We start from the raw sequence: 26,920 nt of genomic DNA, 5'->3' as shown, positions 1-26,920 counted from the left end.
ATTAATTCAACGCTGTTTTTGATTGTCTAAGCAGGTTGGGGAGTACCATCTAAGTTAAAGAGGGGCAGCGGGGCCAAAAAGGTCACGTCCGTACGTTTTTGGGCGGCCCCCTCGGCAAGGACGGCCGCCCTACCGACGACGGTGCTGCCAGCTTGCTGGAGGAGGCTTTCGGCGGCCTTCAATGATTCGCCAGTACTGATTACGTCATCGACGAGGATCACTTTTTTTCCTTGCAGGGCGGCTGCATCTGCCCCGTCCAGGACCAAGGTTTGCGCCTGGGCGGTTGTGATCGATTTGACCGTGGTGGTCAGTGGCTGTTGCATGTAGCTTTTAATGCTTTTGCGGATGACAAAGGAGCGGGGATGGTTGGTCAAGCGACTTAAATCGTGTGTTAAGGTCAGGCCCTTGCTTTCTACGGTAACCAGGTAATCGAAGGGGGTGGTTAAGCGGGCTGCCAATAGCTGGGCAGCTTGATAGGTCAAGTCATCATCGCCTAACAAAACAAAGGAAGCAATCGCGGTGGTTGCATTAATGGGCACGAGTGGCAAACGGCGAGTTTGGTTGCCGATGGTTAGTTGGTATTCCATGATTTCTCCTTTTCCCGAACAATATGAGCTCAAAATACTTATTAAGATCGCCTTTAACGGTATTATCTTACCGTTGCGGACGAAAATTGTCAATTTTGTTTGGCTGGGCCTGCCGGCGGCCGTTTTCCCAGGGCGGGTTGACGTCGGTAGTTTGGTTGGCAACCTTCACCGGGGGAAATAGGAAATAAAAGAAGGGTGGGGGAGACTCCACTTTTTTGTTACAATGAAATTGACGCGATCGGAAAGGACGAGGTAAATGACCAAAAAATTATTATTGATTGATGGAAACAGCATTGTCTTTCGGGCCTTTTTTGCGATGCATACGCAAATGGACCGCTTTACCAACCAGGCGGGGCTGCATACGGCGGCAATTTATGGTTTTAAGTTAATGTTGGACCATATTCTGGCGGATTTTCAGCCCGATGCCGCGTTGGTGGCCTTTGATGCGGGGAAGACGACCTTTCGAACGGAACGCTACGCGGAGTATAAAGCGGGGCGCAATCAAACCCCAACGGAATTGACGGAGCAATTTCCCTATGTGCGCCAGTTGGTCAAGGCCAGCGGGATGCACGCTTACGAACTGCCTAATTATGAGGCTGATGACATTATTGGGACGCTAGCCCAAGCCGGGGATCAAGCGGGCTACGAAACCTTGATTGTGTCTGGGGACCGCGACTTGACCCAGCTGGCTACGGAGCACACGACGGTTGCCGTGACCAAGAAAGGGGTCACTCAAACCGAACACTTTACGCCGGCTTATATGCTCGAAAAGCTGGGGGTGACGCCGACCCAATTTATTGACGTCAAGGCGCTGATGGGGGATAGCTCGGATAATTACCCAGGGGTCACCAAGATCGGGGAAAAGACGGCGATCAGCCTGATTCAAGAGTATGGTTCGTTGACTGGCTTATACGAGCACATTGCTGAGATGAAAAAGAGCAAGCGCAAGGAAAATCTGATCAATGAAAAAGAGATTGCCTTCAAGTGCCAAGATCTGGCCCGGATTCGGCGGGATGCGCCGGTCACGGTGAGCTTGGCCGATTTGACCTACACGGGGCCGGATCATGCGGCGCTGGTGGACCTGTATCAAGAACTGGATTTTAAGTCCTTTTTAACCAAGCTGACCCCGGATGAAGCCACGGCGCCGAGCGGGGAAACGGCGGTTGCTTTCACCCCGCTCACGGCTGAAAACTTAGCGGCCGTTGGGCAGCTGAAGGCGCCGTTGACGTTGCACCTCGAACAATCCCAAGCGAATTACCACCTGGCTAAAGTGGAGGGCTTTGCCTTGGGTGATGGTCAGCATTGGTTTGCCAGTCGAGACGAGACCTTATTGACCCAAGCACCAATTAAAGGGTTATTGGCCGATCCCAAGGTCGCGATTAACCTGTTCAATGCCAAAGCCCACCTGGTCTTGTTGCACCGCTTGGGGATTGATTTGACCGGGATCGATTTTGATTTGCTGCTGGCGTCGTATTTGCTGAATCCAACTTTGAATGCGGATGACGTGGGGACATTGGCGCACGAACATGACTATTTGGCCATTTTGTCCGACGAAGAATTGTATGGCAAGGGGGCCAAACGCCAACTTCCAACTGATGATGCGGTCTTTTTGCGGCACTTGGCAGCCAAGGGACAGGCGATTGCCAAGCTGCAACCCCAATTAGTGGCCAAATTAAAGGCCAACGAGCAATGGCCACTGTATACCCAAATCGAGCGCCCCTTGAGTACGGTGTTAGCGCAGATGGAAATGGCGGGGATCAAGGTTGAAAAGGCGACCCTAGAAGCGATGGGCAGTCAATTATCAGAACGGCTCAGCGAATTAGAAACGGCAATTTATCAGGATGCCGGCGAAGAATTCAATATCAATTCGACTAAGCAGCTGGGCACGATCTTGTTTGATCAATTGGGCTTGCGGCCGATTAAAAAGACCAAGACGGGTTATTCGACTTCGGTGGCGGTCTTGGAGAAATTGGTTGATCAGCATCCGATCATCAATAAGATCTTGGCCTACCGGCAAATTGCCAAGTTGCAATCCACTTATATCGCCGGGTTGTTGAAGGTAATTCATGCCGATGACAAGATTCACACCCGTTATTTACAAACCTTAACGGCGACGGGGCGTTTGTCTTCAGTGGACCCGAATTTGCAAAATATTCCGGTGCGCTTGGAAGAAGGGCGCAAAATTCGCAAGGCCTTTGTTCCCAGTCAACCCGGTTGGCAAATTTTCTCAGCTGATTACTCGCAAGTGGAACTGCGGGTGTTAGCCCATGTAACGGGAGATGCCAATTTACAGGCCGACTTTTTGGCGGGGGAAGACATTCACGCGGCCACGGCGCGGCGGATCTTCCACCTTTTGCCAGATGAAGAAGTTGATCCCAATATGCGGCGGCAGGCCAAAGCGGTTAACTTTGGGATTGTGTATGGCATTTCCGACTTTGGCTTGGCCCAAAATATTCACGTGACTCGTAAGCAGGCCCATGAATTTATTCAAGCCTACTTTGCGGAATTTCCGGGGGTTGAAAAGTATATCCATGACATTGTGGCCAGTGCCCGGGAACAAGGCTACGTTGAAACGCTGACGCACCGGCGCCGTTATTTGCCGGATATTCACGCTAAAAGTTTTAACTTACGCTCGTTTGCGGAACGAACGGCGATGAATACCCCGATCCAAGGCAGTGCGGCTGACATTATCAAGATGGCGATGATTAAGATGCCAGCTGCCTTGCAGGCCCACGGGCTGCAAGCGCGGATGCTGTTGCAAATTCATGACGAACTGGTCTTTGAAGCGCCGGCGGAAGAAATTCCGCAACTGGCGCAGGTGGTACCAGAAGTAATGGACTCAGCCATGCAGTTGGCAGTACCGCTGAAGGTCGAAAAAAAGGCCGGGGCCACCTGGTATGATTTAAAGAAATTGCCGGATTAGTGCATTGGGGTGGTGGAACCAAGGTGGTTCCCCCGCCTTTTTATTTTGAGCGGAAAACAGGCACAAGCCTTGTGAAAACACGATGAAACTGCCTATAATATGGCTAAAAAAGGAAAGTGAGCGATTTTATGCCAGAATTGCCAGAAGTTGAAACGGTCCGGCGGGGCCTGTTGCGGATTGCGGCCGGCCGACAAATTCAGGGGATCGATATTTTTTACCCGAAGATGATTGAAAATCCAGTGGACGAATTTAAAGAAGCTTTAGTTGGGCAAACGATCGAAACGATCGACCGGCGGGGCAAGTACCTGCTGTTCCGGTTTAGCAACCAGTTGACGATGATTTCGCATTTGCGGATGGAGGGCAGTTACTTTAACCAACCCACTGGCACCACGATCGATAAACACGTCCACGTGCTGTTCCACTTTACTGATGGGACTGATTTGGGTTACCGTGATACCCGTAAATTTGGGCGGATGCACTTAGTGACCACGGGAACGGAAATGAATTACGGGGGCTTGGCCAAGATTGGGCCCGAACCCACCGCCGCCACGTTGACAACGACGTATTTGCAGGAAATCATGCACAAGTCACGCAGCAAGATCAAGCCCTTTTTATTAGACCAATCCCACGTGGCTGGGTTAGGAAATATCTATGTTGATGAGGTCTTGTGGGAGACAAAAATCAATCCCGAGCAGCCCACCAATACGATTCCGGCGGCGAAGGTTGCTCAGTTGCGGGACAACATCATTCACGAATTGGCCCGGGCGACCAAGCATCACGGGACGACCGTGCATACCTTTAAGAATGCCTTCGGGGATGCGGGAGAATTTCAAAATCAGCTCGATGTATATGGCCGCAGCGGGGAAGCGTGCCGGCGTTGTGGCACCAAGTTGGTTAAAATTAAGGTCGCCCAGCGCGGGACGACGTTTTGTCCACATTGCCAACCCTTGGTAGCCAGTGATGACTAAGGTATTGGGGCTGACCGGCGGGATTGCGACCGGTAAATCAACCGTGTCACGCTTTTTGCACCAGCAAGGGGCGGTTGTGATTGATGGCGATTTGGTAGCGCGTCAGGTGGTGGCCCCGCATCAGCCGGGGTTAGCGCGTTTGGTAGCCGCCTTTGGGCCGACGATCCTGGCCCCTGATGGGACGCTCAAACGCGCCCAATTGGGGCAAATGGTCTTTGGTCACCCCGCGGCCGAAGCGAAGCTCAATGGCATTTTGGGGCCTTTAATTCACCAAGAAATTGTTTGGCAACTCACCCAGGCCCGCCAAGCCGGGGTGCGTTTAGTGATCTTGGATGTGCCGCTCTTATATGAAGGGGGCTACGAAACGCTTTGCGATGCGGTGATGGTGGTTCAGGTCAGCGCGGCGACCCAATTGCGCCGCCTGATGGCCCGCAATGGCTATGATGAAACAACTGCCCACCAGCGGATTAATGCCCAGTGGCCTTTGGCTAAAAAGGCAGCGCGCGCCCAAGTTGTGATTAACAACGAAGGCAGTGTGGCTCAAACCCACCACCAAGTTATGGCCTGGCTGTTTCAGTGGCTTTTGCCGGTATGGTATAATTAAATAATTAGTTAAGCTCAGGGCCGGGGTTGGGACTGCCCTAACCAACGGATGGCCCTTGATTGAGGAGGGGAGCGCATGATTTGTCCACATTGTCAGCGTAATGGCTCGCGGGTGGTGGATAGTCGGCCCAGTGAAGATGGAACCTTTATTCGCCGGCGGCGGGAGTGTACCCATTGTGGGTTCCGGTTTACCACGTTTGAACGCTATGAAGAGACGCCGTTGCTGGTGGTTAAAAAAGACGGCACCCGGCAAGAATTTAGCCGGCAAAAAGTGTTAAACGGCTTGGTGCGGTCGGCCGAAAAGCGGCCGGTCAGCATGGAAAAGTTGACGGATATTGCGGCCAATGTTGAAGCCCGGGTGCGGCGCTTGGGCGAAAATGAAGTTTCCAGTCAGGTGATTGGGGAATTTGTCATGAATGAGTTGCAAGAAGTTGACCAGATTGCCTACATCCGTTTTGCCAGCGTGTACCGCCAGTTTAAAGACGTCGATGCTTTTATGAGCGAATTAGAAGCCATCGTGGCCAAACAGCACCAAACCGAGGGGCCAACCCATGCTTGAGCGTTCACCGCTGACCCCTAAGAGCCACTATGTTATCAGTGCCGGGGCTAATTTTACTGGGCTTTCGCAGCCGACGTTTGTGCCGTATTATCAGCCCTTGTTAGGCTCAGCGGCGCTAGGGGTGTTGCTGGCTCTGGCAACGGAGCTGCACCCCCAACCGTTATTAACGGCGCCCGCCCGGATTAATCAACTACTGGTGCAACTGAACACGGGGATCCGCGAATTGACGACGGCGTTGGATCGCTTAGAAGCCTTACGCTTGGTGAAAACCTTTGAACAAGCAAGTGAACTGGGCGTGGTCTTTGTCTTTGAACTGCAACCGCCCTTGCGGCCCGGTGAATTGTTAGCAGATGACTTATTATCGGTCTTGTTATTACAACAAGTTGGCGCCGCCCGTTTTGATCAATTGGCGCGCCAAGCCCAGCAATTTAGCTTGGATACCAGTTCGCTCAAGCAAGTGACCAAGAGCTTTTTTGCGGTGTTTAAGCCGGATGAAACAACCAAGGCCCAAGATGATCAGGCCTTGCAAAAAGCCCGGCAAGGCCTGATCCAAGCGGCCGCGCCAGCGCAAGTTACTGCCCCGGATTTTGACTTTGGCTTCTTTTTACAACAAGCAGCTAGTCTCGGGGTTCCCCAAGCGGCTTTGCAAGCTGCCCAAAATTTAATTTTGGCTGAACACCGCCTGTATGCGATGGATGAATTTCAACTGGCGAACTTAGCCGCCCGGGCAACGGATATGGCGACCAACCAGTTTAATGAACTGAGTTTTAAGCGCCAAGTTCAAGCGGCTAATCAGCCGCCGGCGGCCCCACCGTCAAGCACATCGGAGACTGATGATATGACCGGGCTGTCAGCAGCCATGCGCCAGCTGGTTAATTTAGCGAATCAGGTGCCGCCGGTTGAATTTTTACGGCAGTTAAAGGAACAAAAGGGGGGCTTTGTAACCCCGGCTGAACAGCGAACGTTGACGGAGCTGGCCCAAAACAGTCGTTTGTCCAACGGGGCGTTGAATGTTTTGACCTGGTACTTGTTGGTCGATCAAGAAATGCCCAATTTAGTAGCGAACTTAGCTAATTCAATCGCGTCGACCTGGCAAAGTCTCGGGGTGGCTTCGGCGGCTGACGCGTTGCGCCAAGCTCAGCGCCACCAACAGCAAAAACAAGCCCGCTTGGCCCAGCGCAACCAACCGAAGGGCAAGTATACTAAGCGGCCGCGGATTAAAGAACAATTGCCAGATTGGGCCAAACAGGCGAAGCCAGCGGCCTCGTCAGCCGCGGTCAGTTCTGCCAGTGTGCAAAAGATTGAAGATTTGCTGGCCGATTTGAAAAGTGATTCGCCAGACAAGAAACAGTAATGCTTGAAAGGAGGTGCCAAAATGGAATCCCTGAATCAGACCCTTGACCATTTATTGGCCCAGCAGGCTGGCAATGAAAGTTACCAGCAGCTCATGACGGAAGTTTTTGCTGATCCTGAAGTGCAGGCCTTTTTGCAGGCCCACCAAAGTGAATTAAGCGCACAAAGCATTCAGCGGGGGCGGGCAAAATTGTATGAATACGTGCACGAACGAAACTTGGCCAATCAAGGGCGGGTTAGCGTAGCGCCGGGGTATGTTCCGAAGCTCGTTGTCTCCGCCGGCCAAATTGACGTGGCCTATGTGCCAACGGACCAGTTAAAAGCCCAACGCGCCAAGGCAGCCCGTTTAGCTCGGGTGACCCCAATCAGCATGCCCAAATTCATTCGCCAAGCTAGCTTCGATGCCTTCTTTCGCGAGGGCCCGAATGCGACGCCAAGCCGCAATCAAGCGCTAGAGCGCGCCTTGATGTTTGTCAAACAATACAGCCCGAACCGGTTTGTTCCGGGGCTGTATTTATCCGGCAGCTTTGGGGTGGGCAAGACCTATTTATTAGGAGCAATTGCCAATCAGTTAGCAGACCAGGGCGTGCAGACGACGTTAGTACATTTTCCGTCCTTTGCGGTTAAAATGAAGAGTTCAATTGGGAAAAATACGACCGACCAGGAACGGGACCGGATCAAACAAGTCCCGGTCTTGATGTTGGACGATATTGGTGCGGATGCGCTCTCGGCTTGGGTACGCGACGAAGTGCTGGGGGTAATTTTGGAATACCGGATGCAAGAAGAATTACCGACCTTCTTTACTTCGAATTTCACGATGGCCCAATTGGTCGATCATTTGGCGATCGACAACCAGGGAAATCAAGAACCGCTAAAGGCCATGCGGATCATGGAACGGATTCGGTTTTTATCGCGCGAAATTGTTGTTGAGGGCGATAATTTGCGGCAAAAACTGGGAAATTCTTAAAAAGGCTTGACTTTCCACTTTAAATCACATAAGCTAGTAAATGTTGAAAGAAAAAAGCAGAAGCACCCGCTTCTCGCCTTGGTGATAAGTGTCGCCGGGCTGACGAGTTGAAGTACGACGATCGAGAGGATTCTCGGTAGTTTTGCGGCGGGGTGTTTTACCCCGCCTTTTTGCTTGATCTTTCCACTTAAAAAAATCGGAGGTGTGTTGCCATAGCTCAGGGAATGATTGTCAATAACGGTATTCGGGCCAAAGAAGTCCGGCTGATCGACCAAAACGGTGAGCAACTTGGGGTTAAGACCAAGGAAGAAGCTTTACGGATGGCTGAAGAGGCAGACTTAGACCTCGTCTTAGTTGCGCCAAAGGCACGGCCGGCGGTTGCACGGATTATGGACTACGGGAAGTACCGTTTTGAAATGCAAAAGAAGGAACGGGAAGCCCGGAAGAACCAAAAGACGGTTGCCGTCAAGGAAATTCGGTTGAGTCCCACGATTGATACGAACGACTTTAACGTGAAGTTAGGCCGGGTCCGCAAGTTCATCGAAAAGGGTGACAAGGTCCGCGTCTCACTGCGCTTCCGTGGTCGGGCGATCACGCACAAGGATATCGGTCGCGACATGATTGAAAAGATGGCTGAAGAAACCAAGGACATCGCAACGGTTGTGCAACGACCAAAGATGGAAGGGCGGAGCATGTTCTTAACGTTGGCTCCGCTCAACGACAAGGCAAAAAAATAAAAGAAGGTAGGAAATCGTTATGCCAAAGATGAAGACTAATCGCGCTGCTGCTAAGCGTTTCAAGCGGACTGCTAAGGGTGGATTCAAGAGCGGTAACTCTTTCACCAGTCACCGTTTCCACGGTAAGACCAAGAAGCAACGTCGTCAATTACGGGGGCTGTCGATGATGGACAAGTCCAACGTAAAGCGTTACAAGAAGATGATTCCTGCTAAGTAATTAGCAGCGACCAACCAAAATTAAGCAAAAAATTCTAGGAGGTTACCACTATGCGAGTTAAGGGTGGAACAGTTACGCGCGCACGTCGGAAGCGCATCATGAAGTTGGCAAAGGGTTACACTGGTTCTAAGCACCGCTTGTTCAAGACGGCGAAGGACCAAGTCATGAAGGGTTACACGTACGCTTTCCGTGACCGGAAGGCTAACAAGCGTAACTTCCGTGAACTCTGGATTGCCCGGATCAACGCTGGGGCCCGCATGAACGGGATCAGCTACTCCAAGCTGATGCACGGTTTGAAGCTGGCTAACATTGACATCAACCGCAAGATGTTGGCAGACTTGGCTGTTAACGATGCTGACGCTTTTAAGGCATTGGTTGACGAAGCTAAGAAGGCTTTGAACTAAACTTAATTAATCAAGCCCAAAAAAGATTAGGACGGTTCAAGGACTAGCCCTAATCTTTTTTTAACTTTGGTTTTCGCGTGGACAGTGCCCGGGATTGGATTGGTCGTTTGAATTGAACCGCTAAAGCTCCCCCGGTATAATTAGCATGATTAACAATTAGGTGAGGAATTAAGCAGTGTTAGAGATTTTCAAGCCCACTTGGATGGTAAAATCGATATATCAAGTTTCCCCAACAGAACTGAAGCAGGCGGGGATCAAGGCTGTTTTAAGTGATTTAGACAATACTTTGATTGCCTGGAATAACCCCGATGGGACGCCTCAGTTGCGCGCTTGGATGGAAGCGCTAGCCGCTGAAGGGATCCCGTTAGTGGTGGTTTCCAATAACAACCGGCGGCGGGTCGCCAAAGCAGTCGCCCCGTTGCAATTGCCGTTTGTTGCCCGGGCCTTAAAGCCATTGGGGATCGGGATTAAACGGGCGTACCGGGACCTAGGCTTGCAGCCAGATGAAGTCGTGATGGTGGGTGATCAATATTTAACGGATGTCGCGGCTTCCCACGCGGCTGGCGTCCGGTGTATCCTAGTCCAACCGCTGGTGACCAGCGATCAATGGAACACTAAGATCAACCGGTTTTTAGAACGCTTTGTTAAACAAGCACTCCAAAAGAAGTATCCAGAACAAACTTGGCAGGAGGGATTAAATGACTGACCAACAAGAAGAATTACGGTGTATTGGTTGTGGAAGTGTGATTCAAACGACTGATCAGCAAGGGTTGGGTTACACGCCGCAATCTGCTTTGGAGCGCGGCCTGGCCAGCGGTGAGTTATATTGCCAACGGTGTTTTCGCTTGCGCCACTACAATGAAATTGCGCCCGTAGCGTTGACGGATGATGATTTTTTAAAGCTGTTGAATCAGATTCGAGATGCCCAGGCCCTGATTGTGTACGTGGTGGATATTTTCGATTTCAACGGCAGCCTGATTCCGGGCTTGCACCGGTTTGTGGGGGATAATCCGGTCTTACTGGTTGGAAATAAAGAAGACTTGTTGCCGCGCTCCTTACGGCGTTCTAAGCTGACGGATTGGCTGCGCCAGCAAGCCAATCAAGCGGGGATTCGACCGGTGGGGACGACTTTGGTTTCTGCTAAGAAGAATCACCAAATTGAAGCCCTCTTAGACCAAATTGAACAATTGCGTGGTGACCGGGACGTCTACGTGGTGGGGGTTACAAACGTTGGAAAATCGACCTTGATCAATCAAATTATCAAGCAACGGACCGGCGTGCAAGATTTAATTACGACTTCGCGCTTTCCGGGGACCACGTTGGATAAGATCGAAATTCCGCTCGACGATGGCCACCAATTAGTCGATACCCCGGGGATTATTCACCAAGAGCAAATGGCTCACGTCCTACCAGCTGAAGATTTGCGGTTGGTAGCGCCGCAAAAAGAAATTAAGCCGAAGACGTACCAGTTAAATGATCAGCAAACGATCTTTTTGGGTGGGCTCGGTCGGTTTGACTATCTTAAAGGACCGCGGGCTGGGATCGTGGCGTATTTTGACAACAATTTACCCTTGCACCGGACCAAGCTGGCTAATGCCGACCAGTTTTATGCTCGCCATATCGGTGAATTATTGACGCCCCCTCGAACGGACCAATTGGCGCAACTGCCACCACTGGTCCGCTATGAATTTAAGACCACGGTGAAAAGCGATTTGGTATTTGAAGGGCTGGGATGGATCACCGTTCCTAAGGGGGTCACGGTTGCCGGTTGGGCCCCCAAGGGAGTAGCGGTCCTGTTGCGCCCAGCGATGATTTAATAAAAGTGAGGAAAAAAGATGCAATTACGCGGAAAGCAAAAACGATTTTTACGGGCGCAAGCCAACCACTTGCAACCCTTATTTGCCGTTGGTAAAAATGGGTTGACCCCGGCGTGGGTGGCCCAATTAACGGGTGCCTTGGAACACCGGGAACTGATCAAGGTTAACCTGTTGCAAAATACCAGCGTTGATGTGACAGAAGTTAAGGATTACATTGAAGCCCACAGTGAGATTCAAGTGGTGCAAACGATTGGACGGGTCTTGGTGCTCTTTAAGCCGGCTTCTAAGCCCCAATTCCAGGATCTCTCCATTCAAGTTGCCAAACTATAAATTGGCTAGCATGAGGGGGAACAGTCATGGAACAGGTAACGCTTGAAGCAATTCCACAAGTTCAAGTTGCGCCGGTTCAAACCCGCCGGCGGCAACGTATCGGGTTATATGGGGGAACCTTTAATCCCGTTCATACCGCGCATTTAATGGTTGCGGATCAGGTTGGCCATGCGTTGCGTTTGAATCGGGTCGACTTTTTACCAGATGCCGTGCCACCGCACGTGGATAAAAAAACGGCCATCGATGCCACCGACCGGGTCGCCATGTTGCGCTTGGCAATTCAAGATAATCCGCTCTTTGGTCTTGAGTTGGCGGAAATTCAGCGGGGTGGGGTCAGTTATACCTACGAAACGGTTAAACAGTTAAAGGAAGCCCATCCAGAAAATGATTACTATTTCATCATTGGGGGCGACATGGTTGATTACCTGCCGAAATGGTACCGCATCAATGATTTACTGAAAATCGTCAATTTTGTCGCGGTGCGCCGGCCAGGCGCCAAAAATGAAAGTCAATATCCCGTGATTTGGGTTGATGTACCAGAAGTGCAGATTGCCTCAAGCGATATCCGCCAACGGATTGCCCAGGGGGAATCAATTCGCTACTTGGTACCAACGCGTGTGGAGCAATATATAAAGGAGCATGATTTGTACCATGGCAGAAATTAAGTATCATAAACATTACTTACCCCTCAGTCGCCCGGAATTGGTCGAGCGCTTAAAAGCGGCGTTAAAACCGGCCCGGTTTGAACACGTCTTACGGGTTGAGCAGACCGCATTGACCTTAGCTAAGGCCAATCACGTTGATTTAGAAGCCGCCAGTGTGGCAGCTTTGTGTCATGATTATGCTAAGCAACGCCCGGATGAAGATTTCGTGCGGGTGATCAAGGCTAACCACTTGGCACCGGAATTGTTGAACTATGGTAACGCCATTTGGCATGGGGTTGTCGGCGCGGAGTTGGTAAAGGCCGAATTAGGGGTCCAAAATGAAGATATTTTGAATGCGATCCGGCAGCATACGACCGGGGCAGCCTTTATGACCCCCTTGGCCCAGGTTATTTACATGGCTGATTACATCGAACCCGGCCGTGATTTTCCGGGCGTTGAGCGGGCCCGCGAACTAACGAAAAAGAACTTGGCGTTTGGGGTAGCCTACCAAACGCAGCAAACTTTAACGTACCTGACCCAAAAGGGCAAGCCAGTTTATCCGAAGACCCTGGCGACTTACAATGCTTGGGTCCCACCATACAGGAAGGAAATTAAATAATGGAAAGTAAAGCACTCTTAGAAAAAGTTGTTAAAGCAGCCGATGGGCGGCGGGCGGAAGACATTGTGGCCATGCAAGTCGACCAATTGACGCCGATGGCGGATTACTTTGTTACGATGACGGGGAGTTCGAACCGGCAGGTCCAAGCAATTGCCAACGCGATTGTGGAGATGGCCCACGAAAATCACGTGGAAATTGGCAGCGTCGAAGGGAAAGATGCGGCCCAATGGATTTTAATTGACTTAGGGGACGTTGTTGTACACGTCTTCCGTGAAGAAACGCGACAGTTCTATAACTTGGAAAAATTATGGTCGGAAGCACCCCTGGTTAATCTGTCAGCGTGGCTGAGTGACTAATGATTTATCAAACCTTTGCACAGCTGTATGATGAATTGTTTGATCCCCAGCTGTACGATGATTGGTTGCAATTTGTTCAAGCTCACGTACCGGCGGGACGCCATCTTTTGGACTTGGCCGGTGGGGCTGGCCGGTTGGCGGTATTATTGGCGCAAGCTGGTTATCGGGTCGTTGATGCGGATTTTTCGGCGGAAATGTTGGCATTGGCAGACCAACATCGGCAGGCGGCGGGAGTCGACTTTGACTTGGTGGAAGCTGATATGCGGGACCTCAGTGGCTTGCCCAAGTACGATGCAATCACTTGCTTTGCCGATTCCTTGTGCTACCTACCAGATTTAGCGGCCGTAACGGCAACTTTCCGGGCCGTGTACGAGCACTTGGTGCCGGGGGGCTACTTTTTATTTGACGTGATTACACCCTACCAAACGGATGAGGTTTACCCGGGTTTTACCTATAATTTTGAAGATCCTGATCACGCCCGGGCCTTTTTGTGGGCCAGCTATGCTGATGATGCGATCGCCCATGGGGTTGTGCATGACCTTGCGTTTTTCATTCGCCAAGGTGACGGCAGCTATCAACGAATTGGCGAGCAGCACTTTGAGCGGACCTATCAGCAGGCAGATTTCCGGGCCGCTTTAAAGGCAGCGGGCTTTGCCGACGAGCAGATCCAAGTCAGTGCCGATTTTGGCCGCCAAAAACCGGCAGCGCAAACGACCCGGTGGTTTTTTACCGTCCAAAAGCCTGGTCAAGCAGTAAAGGGGTGAGTAGGATGAAAGCGGTGGGTCTGGTTACCGAATACAATCCATTTCATAACGGTCACCTCTACCACTTACAGACGGCCAAGCGCTTAACCCAAGCCGATGTGGTAGTGGTGGTGATGAGTGGAAATTTTACCCAGCGGGGTGAACCAACCATTGTCGATAAATGGACCCGGGCGCAAGAAGCGCTGGCTAATGGGGCTGACCTCGTGGTTGAATTGCCGCTTTTCGACGCTGTTCAGCCCGGGCAACGGTTTGCGACCGGGGCGCTGCGTTTACTAAATGACTTACAAGTTGCTGCGGTCGTTTTTGGGGCTGAGCATCCGGCTTGGGATTTTGAACGGTTGGTGGCAGCCGAAGCATCCTTTGCGGCGCCGGCATTTACTAATTACCGGGCGACTTATGCTACTCAGTTTAATGCTGCATTAGTCCAGCAAACCGGGGTGAGCCTAGTCGATCCTAACGATATTTTGGCTTTTTCGTACTTTAAGGCCCGCGCTAAACACAAGTGGTCAATGGAGCTGTACCCGATCCAACGGCGGGGCAGTGGTTATCATGATCAATCGCTGCAAACGACCCTGGCCAGTGCCAGTGCCATTCGCCAGGCGGTCCAAGACCGGACCGACATTGATGACGTGGTCCCAGCCCAAACGGCTCAGGACCTGGCAAATTTATCATGTGTCCCCAATTGGCAAGCGCTCTACCCGCTGTTGCGCAACCACTTGATTCAAGCGCCGGTAACCGAATTACGGCACATCTATTTAATGAGTGAAGGCCTGGAATATCGGATGAAAGAAGCGGCCAGTCGGGAGCTGACGTTTGATGGCTTTTTGCACGCCGTGAAAACGAAGCGCTATACCTTTGCCCGGTTATTGCGGCTGTGCTTATATACGGTCTTAGAAGCAACCCAAACGGAGGTCTTAAATGCGCAGCCTTACCATCACGTGCTGGGTTTTACGGCCCCAGGGCGGGCGTATTTACATGCGCTAAAAAAGATCGTTCGATACCCGTTGATCACTAAGGTGGATGCGGATAAAAAAGCGACCCTGATGAATTTGGATTACCGGGCAGGGAAGCTGTATCAACTCTTTACCCCAGTGGAGCAAGATTTAAAACACGCCCCAATCATTAAGCTGTCAAGCAAAAAACATTGACATGGCTGATCACGCCGCGTATAATAAAACGCGTTGCATTAGGAGGAACAAGGATGAAGTGGACCTTAAGTGAACTTCGCCGCTATGCAGATGAACCAATGCATCTGCAAAAGCAGTTAGAGTTAAATGATGCAATGAAGGCGCGCTTTCCGGATCAAATCTTAGCGGTTGCCCCCGTTAAGATTGACGGAAGCGTGATGTATGAACGCGGGGATGCGACGATCTTTGCGACCGTTAAAACGACGGTCACCGTCCCATCAACGCGTTCGTTAACCCCGGTTGAGCTCCCATTGGACTTTTCTTTTACGGAAAGTTATACCAATGACCAAACGCACCTTGACCGGTACGAAGAAGCCCAAACGCTGGTCTTTTTGCTCGATGATGCCCAAACGCCGATTGATTTTGAAGAAGCGGTGATGGAAAACATTATTGAGCAAATTCCCAGCCGGGTGTTGACGCCTTTAGAAGCTGCTGGTAATTCAATGCCCCAAGGTAAAGGATGGGACGTCCAAGAAGAAGGGGCGGTGGCTTCTGAAGCTAATGATTCTGTTGATCCACGTCTCGCTAAGTTAAAAGAATTATTTCCTGATCAGGACTCAAAGCATTAGCGAACGGTTAAAAACCAAAAGTGGATAAATTACATCTAAGGAGGTGTAACACATGGCTGTTCCAGCACGGAAGACGTCTAAGACGCGGAAGCGCAATCGTCGCGGTCACATCAAGTTGACTGTTCCTGGTTTGGCACCTTGCCCAAACTGCGGTGAATTGCGGAAGTCACACATGGTTTGCCCATCATGTGGCTACTACGATGGCAAGCAAGTTGTTAATGCCAACAACTAATGCCGTTTAACCGAAAAGATCCTCTCTAGGCGCCGGACCTGAGGGGATCTTTTTTTATGGGGAAATCCCGGGCCTGCCTAGGGAAAATCGGCGGGGTATGCTAAAATGTTGATAAGACTGAATAGATTTATGAGAGTAGTGAAGGTGATAAAATGAGTCGAATTTTGATTATCGAAGATGAAGAGAACTTGGCCCGCTTCGTTGAACTGGAATTAAAGCATGATGGCTATGAAACCGATGTTGAGCTGGATGGTCGGGCCGGGTTGGAAGCGGCTTTGAACCAAGACTTTGACGTCATTTTGTTGGACCTGATGCTGCCAGAATTAAACGGGATTGAAGTGGCCCGTCGGGTGCGCGAAGTTAAGGATACGCCAATCATTATTATGACCGCGCGGGACTCGGTGATTGACCGGGTTTCTGGTTTGGACCACGGGGCCGATGACTACATCGTCAAGCCGTTTGCCATCGAAGAACTGTTGGCCCGGGTCCGGGCTTTATTGCGCCGGATCAGTATTGAAGGTGGGGCTAACGGCGGTCACCAAACGACGGTGAACTACAAGGACTTGACGATTGAAAAGGAAAACCGGGTTGTTCGACGGGGTGATGAAATCATTAACCTGACCAAGCGGGAGTATGAATTGTTGTTGATCCTGATGGAAAACATCAACGTGGTGATGTCACGGAAGGAATTATTAAGCAAGGTGTGGGGCTATGATGCCAAGGTCGAAACGAATGTTGTGGATGTGTACGTTCGTTACTTGCGCAATAAGATTGATCGGCCGGGTGAAAAGAGCTACATTCAAACGGTCCGGGGAACGGGTTACGTCATTCGGTCGTAGAAAAAGAGGCGCAGTATGGAAAATGAGCAAACCAAGCCAAAGTTTGTCTCATTGAAGGTGAAGTGGGCCCTCGGGACGGCGGTGGGCTCACTGTTGATCTCCTTGGTGGTTGTAACGGTCCTGTTTGGCAGTTTTACCAGGGATTTGTTGCACCAGGAGCGTCGGGCCCTCAAGGACAATTTGGTCACCATTAGTCGTCAGTTAGGCGAAGTTACGACTAGCAATAATTTGACCAGTCAGCAGGTGAATGACTTACTGCAAAAACGGACTGCCCCGCTAAAGGGAACGGACGCCGGCAAAGTTTATCAGCGCCCGGTGATTCAAGGTTTCTCTAATTCGCATTTAGTGGTGGGGATTTATAATCGCGACCAACACTTGGTCTTTACGACGGGCCAATTAAAAAAGCCGTTTCACGCGGTTAAGGACGAACAAATCAAGTTGGTCGCCGGACGACACCACAAGGTGCTGGTGGGGCGGATTCCGGTGTATAATCACCAGACCCAGCGCCTTACGGGGTATTTGCAAATTGAAAACAACCTCAACAATTACTACCAACGTTATCAACGGCTGTTGTTGATCAGCGGCCTGGCTTTAACGTTGGTGGTGATTGCCAGTGGCCTGTTGGGCTACGGCTTATCCTACTTGATTTTGCGGCCCTTAGACGATATTCAAACCACAATTTTGGCTTTACGGGATGACCCGACTAAAAACCAACGGGTCCCCGAGTTAAACCGGCACGATGAATTAGCTGAATTAAGCCAGATTTTTAATGCGATGCTCGACCGGATGCAACGCTATATTGAGCAACAGTCCCAGTTTGTGGGGGATGTTTCGCACGAATTACGGACCCCGGTGGCGATTATTCAAGGCCATATGCAAATGTTGCAGCGGTGGGGCAAGGATGATCCGCAAGTCTTGGAAGAGTCCATTCCAGCGGTGATTGCGGAAACCAACCGGATGAACAGCCTGGTACAAGAGATGTTGGACTTGTCACGGGCGGAACAAGTGGAATTAAATTTCCATGATGCCACGACGCCTGTGCGGGAAGTGGTGCATCAAGTTTACAATAACTTTAAGATGATTCATCCCGATTTTGAATTCATGTTGGATGATGATTTGCGGCATGATGAAGTGGTGAAGATTTACCGGGATCACTTAGAACAAATTTTAATTATTCTCTGTGACAACGCCGTGAAATATTCTGGTGAGCAAAAGCGGATCCACTTGTCGCTTTCCCGCAACCTCCAGGCCGTTGAAATTGGGGTACAAGACTTTGGGGAAGGAATTTCCCCGGCGGAACTGTCGAAAGTCTTTGACCGGTTTTACCGGGTCGACAAAGCCCGGAGCCGCAAGAAGGGGGGCAATGGGCTCGGTTTAGCCATTGCCAAGCGCCTGATCGAAGGTTACCACGGGACGATTACCGTGGAAAGTCAGGTCGGTTCCGGTTCCCTGTTCCGCTTAACCTTACCAATTGTGCCAACCAATACCACACCTAAAGTGGCCGGTAAGGGGCGCAAACATCACGATAAAAAAGAACATTCATAAAGCAAAAGCCAGCTGAACCGTAGATGCCGGATCAGCTGGCTTTTTGGGTTAAATTAGGATTCCTTGGCAATGATCAAGCTCATGTTGAACGGCTTGAGCAGCGATGCCGCTTAAGCTTAACCGTTGCAATTGACCATGTTGATCCAAGTAGCGGACCGTGATTTCTTGGTAACGAGTAGTCGGGCGTTGCCCACTTAAGGAGAGGCAGCCCTCGGTGGTTTGATAGGGGTGCCGCTTTTTTTCTAGGACGGGATTGAGCATGGCGACGTTAACGGGGCCAAGGCAGACGGCAATGATTTGTTTATGCACTCCGATCATATTGGCCGCCATCCCAATACATTCGGCTTGGTGGGCAGCTAAAGTTGCTAAGAGCTCTTGGGCGACCGGCCAGTCGGCTAAGGTTGCGGGAACACTGGGCTGTTGCAAGCTCAGGGGGTTACGATTGATAGGCTGGGTCATGAAATTTTCCTCCATTAATCTTAAAAAGACTGGTCAGCCAAGCTGAAGCTTGACGGCCAGTCCGAAATAATTACTTTGGCTTTCGGTGTTGCTTTCCGGCGTTGCGCTGTTTACCAGCGTTGCGGGGCTGGGTTGGCGTAGTGTTTTTCAACGCGTTGATGGCTGCCGTGGGTTTAGTTGTCGTGGGCTGAGCAACAACCTTGGTTGGTTTTGGTTGCGGCCGGTTGGCCAATTCTTTTTTGATTTGCTTGCGCCATTGGGGGCGGTAGGCGTTAATCATTAGCGTTTGTAAGATGGCAAACAGTCCCCCGATAAAGAAGTAAACCCCGAGGCCGGCGGAAGACGATAAGCTGATCCCCCCGATCATGACCGGGTTTAAGAACAGCATCATCCGCATTTGCTTCTTTTGCTCCGGCGTTACCCCCACCATTGACAACCAAGCTTGCACGAGGTAAGCCACAAAGGATAGGGCGGCTAATAGGAAGCTGGGTTTTCCGAGGGGAATCCCCATAAAGGTGGCGACTGACAACTCCGGTGAGTAGCGAATGGCGTTGTACAGCGCGGTAAAGATTGGAAGTTGGATTAAAAGCGGCAAGCACCCGATCCCACCAACCATTGAAATATTGTTATCCCGGTAAAAGGCCATCATTTCTTGGCCAATCGCGGCTTGTTCTTCAGGGGTTTTGGCCTGCTTTTGCTTTTCTTGTAAGGCCCGCATTTGCGGTTGAACCATCGCCATGCGTTCTTGCATCAACGTTGATTTTTTCATTTGACTCATCATTGATGGCAAGAGGATCAATCGCACAATAATCACAATGACGACGATGGACCAGCCGTAGCTGCCTCCCATGTGTTGAGCAATAAATTCCATCAAGTGTTGCATCGGTTTGGCCAGGTAGTCATAGACCATGCCGTAGGGTTTGCCATCCTTGACCCGGACACAGCCGGACAGGAGGACTAACAAACTGGCGAGGGCACTCAGCGTCCCGAGCCGTTTAATTTTTTTCATTGGTAAACCATCCTTCAGTAAGATTATCATCACTAAAAAATAATCATACCCGATTTACACCTAAATTGCTACTTTTGTTGCTAATTGGTAATTTTAAAAGTCCGCCACTTTGCCAAGGGTTGGGGTTGGATGTGGACTTCCTCCACCCGGCAATACGGATTAGGGCCAGCCTTAATGGCGAGGACAAAGGCTTTGACGTCACTGGCCGGGCCTTGGACGTTGATTTTAACTTGGCCATCGGGAAGATTTTCAACCGTTCCGGTCAGGTGGTACTGGCGGGCGAGCAGGAGAGTGGCATAGCGAAAGCCGACCCCTTGGACCCGGCCGGAAACAAAAATTAAGTAGTTAATCATTAAGCTGCTCCTTTAAAAATGTTATAATAGTTTAATTGAGGTGATAAAATGCGGGAACAATTAACGTCTATTAAGAACCAACACGTTAAAGACTGGAAAAAATTAGCCACCAAGCGGGGCCGGGAAAAATTTAATGCCTACTTGTTAGATGGCTGGCATTTAGTTGAAGAAGCCCTCAAAAGTGGGGTGACCTTAACGGCTTTAATTGGGACGGCCGATGAGTTGGCCGCTCACGAAGACATTGTAGCACGCTTTGACCAGGTCTACGAAGTTACGCCGGCGATCCTAAAGCACGTTTTGGACACGGTCACGCCCCAAGGCATTGCAGCGGTGGCCCAACTGCCCAACCACCGCTTCCAACCAGGGGTGGATCTGAAGGGGGCGTGGCTCTTGCTTGATCGCGTCCAAGATCCCGGCAACGTGGGAACCATGATTCGGACCGCGGATGCGGCTGGCTTTGCTGGCGTTGTGGCCAGTGCGCAAACGGCGGATCTGTTTAGTCCCAAGGTAGTGCGCTCAATGCAAGGCAGTCAATTTCATTTACAATTGTTCACTGGCGACTTAAGGAAATGGATTGCCGACTTCAAAGCCGCGGGGAAACCAGTGTACGGGACCCAATTAAATCCAGCTGCGCAAAGCTTTCGTCAGGTACACCCGGGTCCGGATTTTGCCTTAATCATGGGCAATGAAGGTCATGGGATGGCCAGTGACCTGTTGGCGTCGACCACGACCAACCTTTACATTCCAATGAAGGGGGCGGCCGAATCCTTAAACGTAGCGGTATCGGCCGGGATTTTAATGTTTGAATTGAACCGTGCGGCGTTGACGGACTAAACTTTCAAAAGTAGAAAAAAGTCCAAAAATTCTTAAGACTTACTAAAAGGAAGCAAAACGGTTCCCCTTTAAGGAGAAATCGTGTAAAATGATGGCAACAAAACAGAAAAGGAGCAATCTAGTGCATGAAAACAAGGGATGAATGGCGCAAGGACGAGGAATACGTGGCGTTAGTAGCGGACTTGTTGGCGCAACCGGCGGTGCAAAAGCTTGCCAATTATACCCAACACCATCACTCTGACCGCTTGCAACATTCGCTTTCGGTTTCTTATGACAGTTACCGAATTGCCAAGCGGCTTCACTTAGATTACGTGAGCACAGCGCGGGCGGGCTTGTTGCACGATTTGTTTTACTATGATTGGCGCACGACCAAATTCGATTTGGGGACGCACGCCTTCATTCATCCGCGGGTAGCGTTACGCAATGCGGAGAAGTTAACCCCGTTGAACCCCAAGGAAAAAGATATTATTTTAAAGCACATGTTTGGTGCAACTTTGGCCGTACCACGGTATGCAGAAAGTTTGATTGTTTCTTTAGTTGATGACTATGAAGCGCAAGCTGAATTCTTTGGCCCCTTAAAGAGGCGGTGGCAAGCGCGCATGCAGAGTCGACGATTGGTAAAAAATTAATTTGTTTGGTTGGAGGGGATTGTTATGAGCAAGGAAATGACGTTAGCGGGTGATGATTTTAGCCTGTGTCCGAAGTTTGCAAAGACTTTTTCGATTCTGGGCAAAAAGTGGAATGGAATGATTATTGAAGTGCTGTTGCACGAAAAGACCCAGCGGTTCAAAGATCTGGCTGGGCACGTAGCGAAGTGTTCCGATCGGGTGCTTTGTGAACGTTTAAAGGAATTAGAGCAAGAAGGGATTGTGGAACGCAAGACCTTCCCGGGGGAAAGTCGGATTGAATACTGCTTGACGGATCGCGGGGCGGAATTGGCCCCAGTGATGGCCGCTGTCCATGCTTGGTCTGATAAATGGTGTGAGGCTGAGCTTGACCAAATGCAAAAGATTGGTTAGAATGTAGCAGTGTTTATAAAGACGTTGAAGGAAATTAGTAGTTCTGGCAGCTCGTCAGGGAGGCTCATCGGTGACTGGAAGTGAGCCCGGGCTTAAAGGATGAATTTCACTTCCCGAGTTGGGGCCACCCCCGGTTGATGACCGTTATCAATCAATGAGTGTATAGCATGGCTATAAACTAGGGTGGTACCGCGAAGCCTCGTCCCTTGCTGGACGGGGCTTTTTTTACTACCCCAATTATTGCATACCATCGTGGATGAGGAGGATAAAATGGGCTTACGAGAAAAATTGGAAGAATTGCGCAAGCAAGGGATCCAAGAAATTAAAGCGAGCGCCGACCTGGATCACTTAAATGACATTCGGGTCAAAATGTTGGGTAAAAAAGGTCCCTTGACGACCGTTTTGCGGGGGATGAAGGACCTGAGCAAAGAAGAGCGACCAAAGGTGGGGAAGTTTGCCAATGAAATTCGGGACGAACTGGCCCAAGCCTTAGAAGCCAAGAAAGCTGAATTAGCGACCGCCCGGCTCAATGCTAAGCTGGCAGCGGAAACCCTGGACGTAACCTTACCCGGGACCCCAACGGTCCAAGGGCAACCCCACGTGATCCAACAAATTATTGACCAGCTGGTTGATCTGTTTGTTGGGATGGGCTATCAAGTGGCCGTGGGGGACGAAGTGGAACAAGACGAATACAACTTTGAACGGTTAAATCTGCCCAAAGATCACCCAGCCCGCGACATGCAAGATACTTTTTATGTGACGCCATCGGTTTTGATGCGGACCCAAACGTCACCAATGCAAGCACGGATGATGGAAAAGCACGATTTTGCGAATGGGCCGTTGAAGATGATTTCACCCGGAAAAGTTTACCGGCGCGATACTGATGACGCAACGCACTCTCACCAATTCCATCAGGTCGAAGGTTTGGTCGTGGGTGAACATGTCACGATGGCCGATTTAAAGGGGACCTTGGAAGTCGTCGCCAAAACCCTGTTTGGGGATGAATTAGCCGTCCGGTTGCGGCCGAGCTACTTCCCATTTACTGAACCATCCGTTGAAGCTGACATTACTTGTTTTAACTGCCTGGGCCAGGGGTGTGCAATCTGTAAGCACACCGGTTGGCTGGAAGTCTTAGGGGCCGGGATGGTTCACCCGAACGTGTTGAAGATGTCAGGGGTTGATCCAGAAGTATACGGAGGCTTTGCCTTTGGGTTGGGGCCTGATCGCTTTGCGATGATTAAGTACGGGGTCGAAGACATTCGTGACTTCTACCAAAATGATGTTCGTTTCCTGAACCAATTCAACCAGAAAGGATAGCCGCATGAAAGTTTCATACCAATGGTTAAACCAATATTTGCCCCTGGAAGAAAAGGGGATTCAACCAGCCGCGTTAGCCGAAAAACTAGCCCGGACTTCGGTTGACATCAATGACGTCTACTCACCAATGGACGGGTTAAAAAAGTTGGTGGTTGGGTTGGTCGTGGCCTGTGAACCACACCCGGATTCCGATCACTTAAACGTCTGCCAAGTCCAAGTCAGCGAAACGGAAACCCTGCAGATTGTTTGTGGGGCTCCGAACGTGCAAGTTGGCAAAAAAGTCATCGTGGCCTTGGTGGGAGCCCGCATCAAAGATAACATTAAGATCAAGCGCGGCAAGATCCGGGGCGTTGAGTCCAATGGGATGCTGTGTGCCTTACAAGAAATTGGCTTCAGCGAGCAAGTGGCGCCAAAGGATTATGAAGCCGGGATTTGGTTCTTACCAGATGATGCTGTTGTCGGGGACGCCGTCTACCCGTACTTAGGGATGGACGATACGATCATTGATACTGACCTGACGCCAAACCGGGGGGACATGCTTAGTATTTTTGGGAACGTCAATGACCTGGCGGCGATCTATGATCTGCCAAACGGCTTTGAGAGTCATCCGGTCGTAGAAAGTGACGAGGCGATGGCTGATCAATTATCAGCGACCTTGGCGGATGAAGCAATTGCGCCGGCCTACGAAATGCGTTTAATCAAGCACTTGCACGTGGCGGACAGTCCAATGTGGCTGCAAATTAAATTATGGAACGCCGGGATTCGGCCGATTAATAACGTGGTTGACATTACTAACTACATCCTGTTGAAGTACGGGCAACCCTTGCATGCCTTCGACTACGCTAAGTTGCCAAGTCACCAAATTACGGTGCGGCATGCCCAAGCTGGTGAACAGTTGACGATGTTGGATGGGGAAGCCCGGAGTTTGCAGGCCAGTGATATTGTCATTGCGGCGGGCGAAGAAGCGGTGGCCTTAGCCGGGACGATGGGCGGTCAAAGCACGATGGTCGATGAACAGACGACCAGTGTGGCCCTGGAAGCCGCAATTTTTGATCCGGTCATGGTCCGCAAGCAAGCCCGGCGCTTAGATTTGCATTCCGAATCCTCAATGCGCTTTGAACGGGGCATCAACCCAGAAACTCTGCACCAGGCCTTGGATGAAGCGGCTTACTGGTTAGCTGAATTGGCCGGCGGGCAGGTTGTGGCTGGGAAAGCGGTCGCTGCCCGGCCCCAATTTGCCGACCGCGAAATTACCCTTTCGGTGCGGCGGGTCAACCATGTCTTAGGGACGGAATTGACCATGGCAATGATTGAACAGCTGATGGTCCGGTTAGACTTTGCGGCACATTCTCTTGATGATGACCAATTGGTTGTGGCAGTCCCGGCCCGGCGTTGGGATATTGAATTGCCGGCGGACTTGTACGAAGAAATCGCCCGTTTATACGGCTATGATAATTTACCATCAACCTTACCAGCCATGACCAAGACGGCTGGTGGGTTGACAGAAACGCAAGCCCGGTTGCGGGCCAGTCGCCACACATTGGAAGGCCTTGGCTTAACGCAAGCCATTTCCTACTCTTTGACTACCGTTAAGCGGGCCCAACAATTCCGGGTGGCTCCAGACCAAACTCAACCAATGCAATTGGATTACCCGATGAGTTCGGATCACGTGGCAACGCGGATGAGCATCATTAGCGGGCTGTTATTGGACGTGGCGTACAACCACGCCCGGAAAGTAGCCGATGTGGCCTTGTATGAACAAGGGCGCGTCTTTATTCCGCAGGGCGGTGAACGGCCGTTAGAAGAAGAACATGTTGCAGGGGCGGTGACGGGGCACTTAACGCCGGCCAACTGGCACCAAGCGGCCCAACCAGTTGATTTCTATGCCTTGAAGGGGATTGTGCAAACCTACTTGCAAAATCTGGCCGTGGCTGGTGAGATTACTTACGTGGCCGATTCCAGCCGCCCAGAAATGCACCCGGGGCGGACGGCCAACATTTTATTGGACGGCCAAGTGGTTGGGTTCTTAGGCCAAGTGCACCCATCATGCGCGGCAGAATATAAGATTCCTGAAACCTACGTCTTTGAGCTGAACTTAGCGGCGCTTTTGGCAGCACCAAAGCGCGATAAACACTATGTTCACATCAGCAAGTACCCGGCAGTCACCCGTGATATTGCCTTGTTGGTTGACCAAACAATTACCAACCAAGCAATCGTGGCGGCAATCAAGCAAAAGGGCGGCGCTTACCTTAAGCAGGTGCAATTATTCGACTTATACCGGGGGGAACACTTACCGGCCAATAAGAAGTCCTTGGCTTACACGTTGACTTATCAGGCCGATGATGCCACTTTGAAGGAAGGCGACGTCAACCAAGCCTTTGAAAAAGTTGTGGCGCACTTAACGACGACCTTGGGCGCCGAAATTCGATAATAATAGTGAGGATTATGATGAACGAAGATAAACGACCAATCGTAATTGGGGTAACTGGGGGTTCTGGGAGTGGCAAGACGACAGTCTCCAAGGCCATTTATGAAAATTTGCGTGGGCAATCGATCCAAATTATCAACCAAGATACGTATTACAATGACCAAGCGGATATGACCATGGAAGAACGCAAGGCCGTCAACTATGATCACCCCTTAGCCTTTGATACGGCGCTGTTGATTGAACAACTGGATGCGCTGCGGCATAATCAAGCGGTCGAAATGCCGGTCTATGATTACAAGGAATATACACGTTCCCAAGCTACGGTGCACGTAGAACCCCAAGACGTGATTATTCTGGAAGGAATTTTAATCTTAGATGATGAACGCTTGCGGGATCTGATGGATATTAAAGTCTACGTGGATGCCGACGATGACATTCGGATTTTGCGCCGGATCCAACGTGATATGCAAGAACGGGGCCGGAGTTTAGAATCGATCATTAGCCAGTACCTTAAAACGGTTAAGCCGATGTATCACCAATTTATCGAACCCACCAAGCGGTATGCTGATATTATCGTCCCAGAGGGGGGCGAAAATCACGTTGCCATTGATATTTTGACGACGAAAGTCCGGGATGTCTTGGCTAAGCGGGGCCATTTGACTGCTGATTAGGAAAAATTCGTCACCTTCCTTAAAATAGCGCTTGAAATCGGCGGGGGAACGTGATAAATTTTCACAGTATTTGAATGAAAGGAATGGAATAATATGGCTGAAGAAAAAAGCTTCCCAATGACGGAAGATGGGAAAAAGAAGCTGGAACAAGAATTAGAAGATTTGCGCTTAGTGCGGCGTCCAGAAGTTATCAACCGGATTAAGATTGCCCGTAGCTACGGGGACTTATCCGAAAATTCGGAATACGAATCCGCAAAGGATGAACAAGCCTTTGTGGAAGGGCGGATCAGCCAAATTGAAACGATGTTGCAATACGCCGTCATCATTGATAATGATGCGGTTGACAAGGACGAAGTTTCAATGGGGCGTGAAATTACTTTCCAAGAATTACCAGATGAAGAACCCGAAACGTACACGATCGTCGGTGAATCAGAATCCGACCCGCTGAATGGTAAGATTTCTAACGAATCACCAATGGCCCAAGGTTTGTTGGGACACAAGGTCGGCGATGAAGTGGACGTGGAAATCCCAACCGGGACGATGAAGGTTAAGATTTTAAGCGTGAAGTAAAATTTGTTTGAACCTAAAAATAGCGTCAGGCCAAACGGCT

General features: G+C 50.6%; 32 protein-coding genes. 28 read left to right on the top strand and 4 right to left on the bottom strand.

Translation table 11 applies throughout. The features are described 5' to 3' along the window. Positions 1–26: 26 nt before the first annotated feature. Positions 27–587, bottom strand: a complete 561-nt coding sequence (locus BN54_RS03250) for a phosphoribosyltransferase family protein (RefSeq protein WP_019205711.1) — start codon at positions 585–587, stop codon at positions 27–29. Between the two features lie 256 nt (positions 588–843). Here BN54_RS03250 and polA point away from each other — a divergent pair, with 256 nt between their 5' ends. From polA to BN54_RS03145, 21 genes are all read left to right on the top strand, one after another. After that, positions 844–3,510, top strand: coding sequence for a DNA polymerase I (polA, locus tag BN54_RS03240; protein ID WP_019205709.1), 2,667 nt, complete (start codon positions 844–846; stop codon positions 3,508–3,510). A 128-nt stretch (positions 3,511–3,638) separates the two neighbouring features. Next, positions 3,639–4,478, top strand: coding sequence for a bifunctional DNA-formamidopyrimidine glycosylase/DNA-(apurinic or apyrimidinic site) lyase (gene mutM / locus BN54_RS03235; RefSeq protein ID WP_019205708.1), 840 nt, complete (start codon positions 3,639–3,641; stop codon positions 4,476–4,478). Beyond that, complete coding sequence (gene coaE, locus BN54_RS03230; RefSeq protein ID WP_040469886.1) at positions 4,471–5,082, top strand: dephospho-CoA kinase; 612 nt, start codon at positions 4,471–4,473, stop codon at positions 5,080–5,082. The genes mutM and coaE overlap by 8 nt, the downstream gene beginning before the upstream one ends. A 75-nt stretch (positions 5,083–5,157) precedes the next feature. Beyond that, positions 5,158–5,640, top strand: a complete 483-nt coding sequence (gene nrdR / locus BN54_RS03225) for a transcriptional regulator NrdR (RefSeq protein ID WP_019205706.1) — start codon at positions 5,158–5,160, stop codon at positions 5,638–5,640. Next, positions 5,633–6,994 (top strand): DnaD domain protein, encoded by a 1,362-nt coding sequence (locus BN54_RS03220; protein ID WP_019205705.1) that lies wholly within the window; start codon positions 5,633–5,635, stop codon positions 6,992–6,994. Before nrdR ends, BN54_RS03220 begins: the two co-directional genes overlap by 8 nt. A 21-nt stretch (positions 6,995–7,015) precedes the next feature. Further along, positions 7,016–7,960 (top strand): primosomal protein DnaI, encoded by a 945-nt coding sequence (gene dnaI, locus BN54_RS03215; RefSeq protein WP_019205704.1) that lies wholly within the window; start codon positions 7,016–7,018, stop codon positions 7,958–7,960. Positions 7,961–8,184: 224 nt separating this feature from the next. After that, complete coding sequence (gene infC, locus BN54_RS03210; protein ID WP_019205703.1) at positions 8,185–8,697, top strand: translation initiation factor IF-3; 513 nt, start codon at positions 8,185–8,187, stop codon at positions 8,695–8,697. A 19-nt stretch (positions 8,698–8,716) separates the two neighbouring features. Next, positions 8,717–8,914 carry a 50S ribosomal protein L35 gene (gene rpmI, locus BN54_RS03205; protein WP_019205702.1) on the top strand — a complete coding sequence of 66 codons (198 nt, stop codon included), beginning with the start codon at positions 8,717–8,719 and terminating at the stop codon, positions 8,912–8,914. 50 nt (positions 8,915–8,964) lie between these two features. After that, a complete protein-coding gene (gene rplT / locus BN54_RS03200; RefSeq protein ID WP_040469709.1) occupies positions 8,965–9,318 on the top strand; it encodes a 50S ribosomal protein L20 in 354 nt (117 codons plus the stop codon). Between the two features lie 175 nt (positions 9,319–9,493). Further along, positions 9,494–10,024 (top strand): YqeG family HAD IIIA-type phosphatase, encoded by a 531-nt coding sequence (locus BN54_RS03195; protein WP_019205700.1) that lies wholly within the window; start codon positions 9,494–9,496, stop codon positions 10,022–10,024. Beyond that, on the top strand, positions 10,017–11,135 hold the full coding sequence (yqeH, locus tag BN54_RS03190) for a ribosome biogenesis GTPase YqeH (protein WP_019205699.1): 1,119 nt from the start codon (positions 10,017–10,019) through the stop codon (positions 11,133–11,135). Before BN54_RS03195 ends, yqeH begins: the two co-directional genes overlap by 8 nt. Positions 11,136–11,153: 18 nt before the next feature. Then, on the top strand, positions 11,154–11,465 hold the full coding sequence (yhbY, locus tag BN54_RS03185) for a ribosome assembly RNA-binding protein YhbY (RefSeq protein ID WP_019205698.1): 312 nt from the start codon (positions 11,154–11,156) through the stop codon (positions 11,463–11,465). Positions 11,466–11,491: 26 nt separating this feature from the next. Then, positions 11,492–12,130, top strand: coding sequence for a nicotinate-nucleotide adenylyltransferase (locus BN54_RS03180; RefSeq protein WP_019205697.1), 639 nt, complete (start codon positions 11,492–11,494; stop codon positions 12,128–12,130). Beyond that, positions 12,117–12,728: a bis(5'-nucleosyl)-tetraphosphatase (symmetrical) YqeK gene (gene yqeK, locus BN54_RS03175; protein ID WP_019205696.1), complete on the top strand. Its 612-nt coding sequence runs from the start codon at positions 12,117–12,119 to the stop codon at positions 12,726–12,728. The genes BN54_RS03180 and yqeK overlap by 14 nt, the downstream gene beginning before the upstream one ends. Then, positions 12,728–13,084: a ribosome silencing factor gene (gene rsfS, locus BN54_RS03170; protein WP_019205695.1), complete on the top strand. Its 357-nt coding sequence runs from the start codon at positions 12,728–12,730 to the stop codon at positions 13,082–13,084. The genes yqeK and rsfS overlap by 1 nt, the downstream gene beginning before the upstream one ends. Continuing rightward, positions 13,084–13,848 (top strand): class I SAM-dependent methyltransferase, encoded by a 765-nt coding sequence (locus BN54_RS03165; protein ID WP_019205694.1) that lies wholly within the window; start codon positions 13,084–13,086, stop codon positions 13,846–13,848. The genes rsfS and BN54_RS03165 overlap by 1 nt, the downstream gene beginning before the upstream one ends. A 5-nt stretch (positions 13,849–13,853) precedes the next feature. Continuing rightward, a complete protein-coding gene (locus tag BN54_RS03160; RefSeq protein WP_019205693.1) occupies positions 13,854–14,996 on the top strand; it encodes a nucleotidyltransferase in 1,143 nt (380 codons plus the stop codon). A 53-nt stretch (positions 14,997–15,049) separates the two neighbouring features. Beyond that, positions 15,050–15,604, top strand: a complete 555-nt coding sequence (locus BN54_RS03155; protein ID WP_019205692.1) for a YceD family protein — start codon at positions 15,050–15,052, stop codon at positions 15,602–15,604. A 52-nt stretch (positions 15,605–15,656) separates the two neighbouring features. Further along, positions 15,657–15,836 (top strand): 50S ribosomal protein L32, encoded by a 180-nt coding sequence (gene rpmF / locus BN54_RS10010; protein WP_081583797.1) that lies wholly within the window; start codon positions 15,657–15,659, stop codon positions 15,834–15,836. Between the two features lie 152 nt (positions 15,837–15,988). Beyond that, a complete protein-coding gene (locus tag BN54_RS03150) occupies positions 15,989–16,675 on the top strand; it encodes a response regulator transcription factor (protein WP_019205691.1) in 687 nt (228 codons plus the stop codon). A gap of 15 nt (positions 16,676–16,690) precedes the next feature. Further along, positions 16,691–18,220 carry a HAMP domain-containing sensor histidine kinase gene (locus tag BN54_RS03145; protein ID WP_019205690.1) on the top strand — a complete coding sequence of 510 codons (1,530 nt, stop codon included), beginning with the start codon at positions 16,691–16,693 and terminating at the stop codon, positions 18,218–18,220. A gap of 48 nt (positions 18,221–18,268) precedes the next feature. Here BN54_RS03145 and BN54_RS03140 read toward each other — a convergent pair whose 3' ends face one another. The 3 genes from BN54_RS03140 to BN54_RS03130 form a co-directional block, all read right to left on the bottom strand. Next, positions 18,269–18,679: a peptide deformylase gene (locus BN54_RS03140; RefSeq protein ID WP_019205689.1), complete on the bottom strand. Its 411-nt coding sequence runs from the start codon at positions 18,677–18,679 to the stop codon at positions 18,269–18,271. A 70-nt stretch (positions 18,680–18,749) separates the two neighbouring features. Continuing rightward, positions 18,750–19,688 carry a membrane protein insertase YidC gene (yidC, locus tag BN54_RS03135; protein ID WP_019205688.1) on the bottom strand — a complete coding sequence of 313 codons (939 nt, stop codon included), beginning with the start codon at positions 19,686–19,688 and terminating at the stop codon, positions 18,750–18,752. Between the two features lie 80 nt (positions 19,689–19,768). Then, complete coding sequence (locus BN54_RS03130) at positions 19,769–20,041, bottom strand: acylphosphatase (RefSeq protein WP_019205687.1); 273 nt, start codon at positions 20,039–20,041, stop codon at positions 19,769–19,771. Between the two features lie 48 nt (positions 20,042–20,089). Between BN54_RS03130 and BN54_RS03125 the strand changes: the two genes are divergently transcribed. The 7 genes from BN54_RS03125 to greA all read left to right on the top strand — a co-directional run bounded on the left by BN54_RS03125 (position 20,090) and on the right by greA (position 26,880). Next, on the top strand, positions 20,090–20,875 hold the full coding sequence (locus tag BN54_RS03125) for a TrmH family RNA methyltransferase (RefSeq protein ID WP_019205686.1): 786 nt from the start codon (positions 20,090–20,092) through the stop codon (positions 20,873–20,875). A gap of 125 nt (positions 20,876–21,000) precedes the next feature. Beyond that, positions 21,001–21,504 carry an HD domain-containing protein gene (locus BN54_RS03120; protein WP_019205685.1) on the top strand — a complete coding sequence of 168 codons (504 nt, stop codon included), beginning with the start codon at positions 21,001–21,003 and terminating at the stop codon, positions 21,502–21,504. A gap of 24 nt (positions 21,505–21,528) precedes the next feature. Next, positions 21,529–21,894: a winged helix-turn-helix transcriptional regulator gene (locus BN54_RS03115; protein ID WP_019205684.1), complete on the top strand. Its 366-nt coding sequence runs from the start codon at positions 21,529–21,531 to the stop codon at positions 21,892–21,894. Between the two features lie 270 nt (positions 21,895–22,164). Continuing rightward, positions 22,165–23,211, top strand: coding sequence for a phenylalanine--tRNA ligase subunit alpha (locus BN54_RS03110; protein WP_019205683.1), 1,047 nt, complete (start codon positions 22,165–22,167; stop codon positions 23,209–23,211). A gap of 4 nt (positions 23,212–23,215) precedes the next feature. After that, entirely contained in the window at positions 23,216–25,642 is a 2,427-nt protein-coding gene (gene pheT, locus BN54_RS03105; RefSeq protein WP_019205682.1) for a phenylalanine--tRNA ligase subunit beta, read from the top strand. A gap of 17 nt (positions 25,643–25,659) precedes the next feature. Continuing rightward, positions 25,660–26,310 (top strand): uridine kinase, encoded by a 651-nt coding sequence (gene udk, locus BN54_RS03100; RefSeq protein WP_019205681.1) that lies wholly within the window; start codon positions 25,660–25,662, stop codon positions 26,308–26,310. A gap of 93 nt (positions 26,311–26,403) precedes the next feature. Further along, positions 26,404–26,880, top strand: coding sequence for a transcription elongation factor GreA (gene greA, locus BN54_RS03095; RefSeq protein ID WP_019205680.1), 477 nt, complete (start codon positions 26,404–26,406; stop codon positions 26,878–26,880). Positions 26,881–26,920: the final 40 nt, after the last annotated feature.

It is taken from the genome of Limosilactobacillus ingluviei str. Autruche 4 (genome assembly GCF_000312405.1).
Taxonomy (GTDB): domain Bacteria; phylum Bacillota; class Bacilli; order Lactobacillales; family Lactobacillaceae; genus Limosilactobacillus; species Limosilactobacillus ingluviei.
Note: the sequence above shows the minus strand (reverse complement) of the source record. Positions and strands in the feature narration are given on the sequence as shown.

Excerpts from the sequence above, each read along its gene's own strand:
- greA (WP_019205680.1), top strand. The coding sequence starts at position 26,404 with ATGGCTGAAGAAAAAAGCTTCCCAATGACGGAAGATGGGAAAAAGAAG.
- pheT (WP_019205682.1), top strand. The coding sequence starts at position 23,216 with ATGAAAGTTTCATACCAATGGTTAAACCAATATTTGCCCCTGGAAGAA.
- rsfS (WP_019205695.1), top strand. The coding sequence starts at position 12,728 with ATGGAAAGTAAAGCACTCTTAGAAAAAGTTGTTAAAGCAGCCGATGGG.
- BN54_RS03220 (WP_019205705.1), top strand. The coding sequence starts at position 5,633 with ATGCTTGAGCGTTCACCGCTGACCCCTAAGAGCCACTATGTTATCAGT.
- BN54_RS03250 (WP_019205711.1), bottom strand. The coding sequence starts at position 587 with ATGGAATACCAACTAACCATCGGCAACCAAACTCGCCGTTTGCCACTC.
- BN54_RS03145 (WP_019205690.1), top strand. The coding sequence starts at position 16,691 with ATGGAAAATGAGCAAACCAAGCCAAAGTTTGTCTCATTGAAGGTGAAG.
- mutM (WP_019205708.1), top strand. The coding sequence starts at position 3,639 with ATGCCAGAATTGCCAGAAGTTGAAACGGTCCGGCGGGGCCTGTTGCGG.
- rpmI (WP_019205702.1), top strand. The coding sequence starts at position 8,717 with ATGCCAAAGATGAAGACTAATCGCGCTGCTGCTAAGCGTTTCAAGCGG.
- BN54_RS03155 (WP_019205692.1), top strand. The coding sequence starts at position 15,050 with ATGAAGTGGACCTTAAGTGAACTTCGCCGCTATGCAGATGAACCAATG.
- BN54_RS03110 (WP_019205683.1), top strand. The coding sequence starts at position 22,165 with ATGGGCTTACGAGAAAAATTGGAAGAATTGCGCAAGCAAGGGATCCAA.
- yqeH (WP_019205699.1), top strand. The coding sequence starts at position 10,017 with ATGACTGACCAACAAGAAGAATTACGGTGTATTGGTTGTGGAAGTGTG.
- BN54_RS03160 (WP_019205693.1), top strand. The coding sequence starts at position 13,854 with ATGAAAGCGGTGGGTCTGGTTACCGAATACAATCCATTTCATAACGGT.
- BN54_RS03140 (WP_019205689.1), bottom strand. The coding sequence starts at position 18,679 with ATGACCCAGCCTATCAATCGTAACCCCCTGAGCTTGCAACAGCCCAGT.
- polA (WP_019205709.1), top strand. The coding sequence starts at position 844 with ATGACCAAAAAATTATTATTGATTGATGGAAACAGCATTGTCTTTCGG.
- BN54_RS03115 (WP_019205684.1), top strand. The coding sequence starts at position 21,529 with ATGAGCAAGGAAATGACGTTAGCGGGTGATGATTTTAGCCTGTGTCCG.
- yidC (WP_019205688.1), bottom strand. The coding sequence starts at position 19,688 with ATGAAAAAAATTAAACGGCTCGGGACGCTGAGTGCCCTCGCCAGTTTG.
- BN54_RS03165 (WP_019205694.1), top strand. The coding sequence starts at position 13,084 with ATGATTTATCAAACCTTTGCACAGCTGTATGATGAATTGTTTGATCCC.
- udk (WP_019205681.1), top strand. The coding sequence starts at position 25,660 with ATGAACGAAGATAAACGACCAATCGTAATTGGGGTAACTGGGGGTTCT.
- rpmF (WP_081583797.1), top strand. The coding sequence starts at position 15,657 with ATGGCTGTTCCAGCACGGAAGACGTCTAAGACGCGGAAGCGCAATCGT.
- coaE (WP_040469886.1), top strand. The coding sequence starts at position 4,471 with ATGACTAAGGTATTGGGGCTGACCGGCGGGATTGCGACCGGTAAATCA.
- BN54_RS03125 (WP_019205686.1), top strand. The coding sequence starts at position 20,090 with ATGCGGGAACAATTAACGTCTATTAAGAACCAACACGTTAAAGACTGG.
- dnaI (WP_019205704.1), top strand. The coding sequence starts at position 7,016 with ATGGAATCCCTGAATCAGACCCTTGACCATTTATTGGCCCAGCAGGCT.
- nrdR (WP_019205706.1), top strand. The coding sequence starts at position 5,158 with ATGATTTGTCCACATTGTCAGCGTAATGGCTCGCGGGTGGTGGATAGT.
- yhbY (WP_019205698.1), top strand. The coding sequence starts at position 11,154 with ATGCAATTACGCGGAAAGCAAAAACGATTTTTACGGGCGCAAGCCAAC.
- rplT (WP_040469709.1), top strand. The coding sequence starts at position 8,965 with ATGCGAGTTAAGGGTGGAACAGTTACGCGCGCACGTCGGAAGCGCATC.
- yqeK (WP_019205696.1), top strand. The coding sequence starts at position 12,117 with ATGGCAGAAATTAAGTATCATAAACATTACTTACCCCTCAGTCGCCCG.
- infC (WP_019205703.1), top strand. The coding sequence starts at position 8,185 with ATGATTGTCAATAACGGTATTCGGGCCAAAGAAGTCCGGCTGATCGAC.
- BN54_RS03120 (WP_019205685.1), top strand. The coding sequence starts at position 21,001 with ATGAAAACAAGGGATGAATGGCGCAAGGACGAGGAATACGTGGCGTTA.
- BN54_RS03180 (WP_019205697.1), top strand. The coding sequence starts at position 11,492 with ATGGAACAGGTAACGCTTGAAGCAATTCCACAAGTTCAAGTTGCGCCG.
- BN54_RS03150 (WP_019205691.1), top strand. The coding sequence starts at position 15,989 with ATGAGTCGAATTTTGATTATCGAAGATGAAGAGAACTTGGCCCGCTTC.
- BN54_RS03130 (WP_019205687.1), bottom strand. The coding sequence starts at position 20,041 with ATGATTAACTACTTAATTTTTGTTTCCGGCCGGGTCCAAGGGGTCGGC.